Source organism: Olsenella phocaeensis (assembly GCF_048189965.1).
Taxonomy (GTDB): domain Bacteria; phylum Actinomycetota; class Coriobacteriia; order Coriobacteriales; family Atopobiaceae; genus Olsenella_I; species Olsenella_I phocaeensis.
Genome location: NZ_DBEZHV010000012.1, coordinates 65,335 through 71,378, shown reverse-complemented (window position 1 = coordinate 71,378; position 6,044 = coordinate 65,335). Strand labels below are relative to the sequence as shown.

The 6,044-nt window shown below is 71.5% G+C and carries 6 protein-coding genes; all 6 read right to left on the bottom strand.

Translation table 11 applies throughout. From position 1 onward, the window contains the following. Window positions 1-2 precede the first annotated feature (2 nt). From ACMPH2_RS06425 to ACMPH2_RS06400, 6 genes are read right to left on the bottom strand one after another with little or no spacing between them, the layout of a single operon-like run. A complete protein-coding gene (locus tag ACMPH2_RS06425; protein ID WP_417118950.1) occupies window positions 3-2,396 on the bottom strand; it encodes a hypothetical protein in 2,394 nt (797 codons plus the stop codon). Continuing rightward, on the bottom strand, window positions 2,368-3,099 hold the full coding sequence (locus tag ACMPH2_RS06420) for an ABC transporter ATP-binding protein (protein ID WP_417118949.1): 732 nt from the start codon (window positions 3,097-3,099) through the stop codon (window positions 2,368-2,370). Before ACMPH2_RS06420 ends, ACMPH2_RS06425 begins: the two co-directional genes overlap by 29 nt. After that, the gene (locus tag ACMPH2_RS06415; RefSeq protein WP_417118948.1) at window positions 3,087-3,818 is read right to left on the bottom strand and encodes an ABC transporter ATP-binding protein; all 732 of its coding nucleotides are present in this window, start codon (window positions 3,816-3,818) and stop codon (window positions 3,087-3,089) included. The genes ACMPH2_RS06420 and ACMPH2_RS06415 overlap by 13 nt, the downstream gene beginning before the upstream one ends. Next, a complete protein-coding gene (locus ACMPH2_RS06410) occupies window positions 3,818-5,020 on the bottom strand; it encodes an ABC transporter permease (RefSeq protein WP_417118947.1) in 1,203 nt (400 codons plus the stop codon). Before ACMPH2_RS06410 ends, ACMPH2_RS06415 begins: the two co-directional genes overlap by 1 nt. A 4-nt stretch (window positions 5,021-5,024) precedes the next feature. Then, a complete protein-coding gene (locus tag ACMPH2_RS06405; protein WP_417118946.1) occupies window positions 5,025-5,465 on the bottom strand; it encodes a DUF4418 family protein in 441 nt (146 codons plus the stop codon). Window positions 5,466-5,497: 32 nt separating this feature from the next. Further along, window positions 5,498-6,043, bottom strand: a complete 546-nt coding sequence (locus ACMPH2_RS06400; protein ID WP_417118945.1) for a hypothetical protein — start codon at window positions 6,041-6,043, stop codon at window positions 5,498-5,500. Window position 6,044: the final 1 nt, after the last annotated feature.

Here is a 6,044-nt window from a genome sequence, read left to right as displayed (position 1 = left end):
CATCAGCTCGCCGCCCGCACGAGCCACTCCGGCGCCTCGTCGGCCGGGATCGCGAGGTAGGTGTACGCCTGCTGTCCCGCGAGCCTCACAGAGACGAGGAAGGCCCCGCCATCGAGGTAGTACGCGTTGCGGGCGAGCCCCAGGAGCTCCCGCACCTGCGCCGGGTCGTCCGTCGAGAACCTGGTCCCGAAGTCCTGCATGCAGAAGAAGCGGTTGCCTGTCGTGGCGCGATACCCCATGAAGTAGACGCTCTGGGGGTCGGTGAACGCGTTCATGCCGTCGAAGGGGGCGTAGCGCTGCACCGTGACCTCGCCCACCGCCGAAGCCTCGTCCTCGAGCGAGAGGTACTGGCCCAGGCCCTTCTCCTCGAGCCAGCCGAGGGTCCGGCGGAACTCGTCGGTCAGGTACACCACCGAGTTCTCCACGTTGTACGAGAACGACTCGGCGTCGGACTGTCCCGCCTGCGAGAACATCAGCACGCCCCGGCAGGTGCCCCGGGGGTGGTAGCGGTCCTCCACGTCCTGCTCCGCCACGTCCTGCGCGAGCGCCGAGAGGAGCTCGACGCGCGCCTGCGCGTCGCAGCTCACCAGCATGGGGTTCGCATAGAGCCTGTCAGAGACGTAGATGTCGCCCCTCGCGAAGGCCTGCCTCGAGGGAGACGGGCCCAGGCCCGCGGCCGCCTCGTCGTCCAGCGCCGAGAGATCTCCCGAGACCGCGGCGCGCGCGAGCTCGCGGCCGTGCGCGGTCCCGTCCAGGGCGCAGATGGCCCCCAGCGCGCGCATGGGCGCCCTGTCGTAGTAGCGCACGACCTGGCGTCCGTCCCTCATCGCGTAGCGCACCACCACGTCGTAGGGCATGACGCTGCCGGGGAAGTCGAGGCGGTCCTCGCCCAGGGGAGAGGAGCCCGACGAGATGAGCTGCTCGTGCACCGAGCGCACGATCTCTATGGACTCGGGGTCTTCGAAGCGGTACGTGGCGTGGTAATAGTAGGGGCCGTTGCCGGCCTTCGCCTCGTCGAGCCTGGTGGCCAGGTAGGACGGCGACCCCGCGTACGAGACGCTCGCCGACTCCACCTCGTCCGCGGCCGGCACCGCGGACGAGTAGCCCAGGCCACCCGTGCCGATGGCGAGCATGACGCAGGCCAGGACCGCCGTCTCGGCGGCCAAGATCGACATCGTGCGACGCATGGGCGCGCGCCCCCTGAACGGGCCGAGCAGCAGCGCGAGGGAGACGGCGAGGAACACCGCAAACGACGCGACCACGGCGGCAGCGACCCCCACCCGCGCAACGAGCGTGAAGGTGGCCCCGAAGGCGGCGAGCCCCACGACGACCCCCACCACCAGCGGCAGCGCGACGCCCAGCCCGGCTATGCCGGCCGCCTCGCCCCTCCGTCGGCACACCAGGAGGCAGCCCAGGGCGACGAGGGCGACGAGGGCCAGGAGCCAGAGGGCGAGGGGCCCCCAGGAGCCGGGCAGGGGGTAGTACACGGGATGCTGCACCACGAAGGAGTGGTGGCGGGCTGCCTCCCCCGCAAAGAACAGCAAGGGGTTGGCGGGGGCGGTCACGTCGACGAGCGACGCCGAGACCAGGAGGCCGCCCGAGAGGCGCTCGCCGAAGGCGTTGCCCAGGAGCATCCAGTCCATGACGGCGTTCACGCCCCAGGCCGCCACGCTGACGCCCGAGAGGAGCGCCGCCGAGAGCGACGCGGCCTCGAACGACGTCCCCGCCACGGCGCAGGCCACGACGCCCACGGCGCAGGCCACGCCCCCCGTGAGCAGGAGGCCGCACAGGACGTAGGCGAACTGCCCGAACAAGCCCGGCCACACGCCCAGCGCGGCGACGTTGGCCACGAGGGAGGCTGCGAGCGGAAGGCCTATCCCCAGCACCAGCGCGATGGCGCAGGCCACGGCCCGCGTGGCGAAGAGGGTCGCCCGCGGGAGGGGAAGCGAGAGGACCGCCGTGGCCTCGCGCTTTGCCAGCAGGAACCCGAACGCCCTCATCCCCAGCGCGACGCCGAGGAGGGCGACGCCCAGGACGACGGGGTACGTGAGGTCGTCCAGCCAGAACCTGAACTTCATCTGGTCGTGCGTGTAGTCCAGGTTGAGTATGGAGACGTCAGGTATCGCCGCCGTGGACACCGGCATGGCCACCACGAGCAAGACGACCGCCGCGAGCATGAGGGGCAGGACCTGGCGGAGCGCGACCGAGAGGTCGTGCCGCACGAGCGGGGACCAGCGCAGCCCTCCCGCGCCCGGACGCGCTCCGCCGGCCGACGGCCGACGGCCGCGCCCGGGACCGCGACCGCCGCGCGCCCCCGACCCGCCCCGGGCGCGCCTCGCGAGCGACGAGGACGCCAGGACGTCGTCCTCACCAGATGAAGACCGCATCGAGGTCATCGTCCCGCACCTCCCCCTCCTCGAGGAATATCTCCTCCAGGGAGCGCCCGGGGTAGTCCCCGTGCAGCTCCTCGACCGTCCTGTCAAATATGAGCCGATGGCCCTCGATCATGCCCAGCCTGTCCGCCACGTCCTCGAGCTCGCGCAGGTTGTGGGAGCTCAGCACCACGCAGGCCGACCGCACGGCAGCGTAGCGCCGCAACAGGCGCTTGAGCAGGATGCGCTTGGAGAGGTCGAGCCCGTCGAAGCTCTCGTCCAGGAGCACGGTCCTAGCTCCGGTCGAGAGCCCCAGCAGGATCGCCACCTGGCGCTGCATGCCCTTCGAGAACCCGCCCACCTTGGCCCGACCGTCCAGGTCGAACAGCCTCAGCAGGTTCCTGTAGGTCCCGTCCGACCAGTCGGGGTAGTAGCCCCGGTAGTAGTCGCGCATCGAGTCCGGCGTGGCCTGCGGGAGGAAGTAGGGCTCGTCGGCCACGATGAACGTCCTGGCGGAGGTCCTGCGGACGTGCGCGGGGCAGCCGTCCAGGAGCACCTCCCCCTCGTCCGGGAGGTAGACGCCGGCGATGGTCTTGAGCAGCGTGGTCTTTCCGGCGCCGTTGTAGCCCACAAGCCCGTAGACGCTACCGTCCTCCACCCTGAGGCTCACGTCTCCGATGGCGACGAAGGAGCCGTAGCGCTTCGTCACCCCCCTCACCTCGAGCATCGCCGCGCCCCCTCCTCCAGCTCCGCGTCCCCGGCGGGCGCGAGGCGGCCGTCACGGAGCCTCACGGCGCGCGAGGCGGACCGGGCCAGCGCCATGTCGTGCGTGGCCACGAGCACCGCATGCCCCTCGTCTGCGTATCCCAGGAGCGCCTCCTCGACGATGCCCGCAGAGGCGCTGTCCAGGTCGTTGGTGGGCTCGTCGGCCACGATGGCGAGGGGAGAGAGGACCATCGCTCTGGCCAGGGCCACGCGCCTCTTCTGCCCCACCGAGAGCTGGTGGGGGAAGTGGTTGGCGCGATGCGACAGCCCGAGGAGCTCGATCAGGGCCGCCGCCCGCTCGGCCGCCGCAGCCATGTCGGCGCCGCCGAAGCAGGCGGGGACCAGGATGTTGTCTATGGCCCTGAGGGACCCCACCAGCTGGGTATGCTGGAACACGAACCCAAACGCGCGGGCGCGCAGTGCAGAGAGCCCCTGGTCCGAGAGCCTCGACGCGTCGGTTCCGTCGACCAGGACGGTCCCCGCGGAGGGCGTCAGGAGCAGCCCCGCTATGGAGAGCAGGGTCGACTTCCCCTCGCCGGATGCGCCCACGACGGCCACCGACTCCCCCGCCCCGACGTCGAGGTCGCACCCCGCGAGGATGGTCTCCCCGTCGTATTCCTTCATGACCTTGCGCAAGCGCAGGAGCCCGTCGCCGCGGCTTGGCACCACGTCCACCCCCATCAGTCGATGTCTCCCGTCTGCATGGCGCTCGACGGGTCTATGCGGCCCGCGCGCGAGAGGGGCCACGCCACCGCGGCGAGGCCTATGGTCGCGAACAGGGCCGCCACCGCGAGGGCCGTCGCCACGAGGGCAAGGGGGCCCGGCGCCCGGTACGGGAAGGAGCCCGCAGAGGCCAGCATGCCGGGGACGGCCAGGTACGCGATGCCGCCGACCACCAGCCCGACCAGTGTCCCGACGCCCACGAGCACGGCGGCCTCGCCGCCGATCAGCCTCGACACCTCGCGCCTGGACGCGCCAAGCGCGCGGTACAGGGCCAGCTCCGTGCGGCGGTCCCACGCCAGCGAGAAGAACCTGGCGAACAACTGGAACAGCGTCGCCGCGACCAGGAGCGCGGCGGCGCCCGCCATGATGGAGAACAGGCTCGACATCTGGCCCGACACCTTCTCCATGGCATCGGAGGTCTCCACCACCGAGACCCCCTCGATCCGCGAGAGCTCCGAGACCACCGCGTCCCTCTGGCCGTCCGCAACGTCCACCAGGACGCACGAGACGAGGCCGTCGGGGTCCCCGTGCTCCTGCCACAGGTGCGCCAGCTCGGGGGTCCCCCTCACGAAGGAGCGCACCTGGTCCATGTCCATGAGTATCGACCCGTCCAGGTCCGTGCCCGACTCGTCCAGGGCGGCCGCCAGCTCGACCGGACGCCCCAAGACCATGCCGCCCGAGACGTAGTCGGGCGCCACCCTCGACCCAGCGACGATCTGCGACGGGCCCAGGGCGCTCCCCAGCGCCTTGCTCGTCCAGGGGGCTATGACCCAGTCGGTCGAGGCGTCATAGCCCACAAGTCGGGCCAGGCTCGAGGCCGAGCAGCAGCTCGCGTTCAGGGTCTGACCGAAGAACTGGGCCGTGACCCGCTCCACCCCCGCTATGCCGCGCACGCGGCGCTCGACGGAGGCGTCCATGTACATGTTTGCCGGGGCGCTGGTGAAGAGGAGCTGGTTCTGGTCCAGCCCGACGGCCGCGTCCGCGGGTATGACCATGAGGTCTGCGCCGAGCCGCGAGCGGCTGGCCTCGATCCCCGCACGGACCCCCATGGACGCGAGGGCGAGGGCGAGGACCACCGCCACAGAGAGGGCGACGGAGAGGAGCGTGGCCACGGACTGGGTGCGGCGCATCTCTATGGCGTGCCTGATCAGGGTGAGCATGCGTCTACAGCCCCCGCTTGGGTAGGCTGGCGGCGTCTGGGTCGGCCTTTGCGTACGTGACGGCGGCAGCCACCACCGCCACCAGCGCGAAGACGGTGCAGACGCGCGCCGTGAGATGGCAGTGCATGTCGGGGTTCGCGCATATGCCCATGTAGGGCGTGTGAATGGCATAGAGCGTCGCCGCCTGGGCCACGATCATGGAGGCGGACGTCCAGCGGCGGGCCACCTTGGCCCCCGTCGTCAGCAGGCCGGCGTACGAGTACGCCGCCACGACCTCCAGCAGGGTCACCGCCCTGAACGTCCAATGGCACTTCATCGGCACGCACATGCCCGTGTCGGTGTGCAGGCACTCCTCGCACCCGCCCATGACCTGGGCCGCCACCGCCACGGCGACGGCGGCCGATATTCCCACAGCCACCAGAACCGTCCACGTTCTCTTGCTCATCTCGGAGCACTCCCTTCCCATGTCTGCTTGCGTTACCGAAGGCCCCTGCGCAACCGGGAGCGGACCGCCGCCGCCAGCGCCGCGACCGCAGCCGTCGGCACGGCGAGCTTCAGCGCGTCCGTCGGCCCGAACGGCCTCACGCTGACGCGGACGCGACCCTCCGCGCGCCCATGGTGCGCGAGGTCGGCCACCACCACGGCGTCGGTCGACCCGCTGCCCACCGACACCAGGTAGGGGACCTCCCCCACGCGGGCGACGGCGACCACGCCCTCCCGCTCGAGGCCGACCCAGAGGGAGGGCCTCTCCGTGCGCCCGCCGTTGCACGCGCACGCGCCCCACTGGTCGCGCGCCCCGCACAGGCAGGGGTCGAGGCCGCACATCTCCGTCATCCCGCAGGAGCGTCCCACCTCGATGGAGGAGGGGGCCACCTCCACGGGGAGGGGTCGGACGTCTATGCGGTCGAGCTCGACGTCCCGGGGGACCCTCAGCTCGAGCCGTGGCTCTCCCTCGCCCCCGCACGCGAGGGCGAGGGGGACGGGTGCGGCCGTCGCTGCCGCCACCAGGAGCGCGCACGCCACG

Coding starts and splice junctions, on each gene's coding strand:
- ACMPH2_RS06420 (WP_417118949.1), bottom strand. CDS start 3,099: ATGCTCGAGGTGAGGGGGGTGACGAAGCGCTACGGCTCCTTCGTCGCC.
- ACMPH2_RS06405 (WP_417118946.1), bottom strand. CDS start 5,465: ATGAGCAAGAGAACGTGGACGGTTCTGGTGGCTGTGGGAATATCGGCC.
- ACMPH2_RS06410 (WP_417118947.1), bottom strand. CDS start 5,020: ATGCTCACCCTGATCAGGCACGCCATAGAGATGCGCCGCACCCAGTCC.
- ACMPH2_RS06425 (WP_417118950.1), bottom strand. CDS start 2,396: ATGACCTCGATGCGGTCTTCATCTGGTGAGGACGACGTCCTGGCGTCC.
- ACMPH2_RS06415 (WP_417118948.1), bottom strand. CDS start 3,818: ATGGGGGTGGACGTGGTGCCAAGCCGCGGCGACGGGCTCCTGCGCTTG.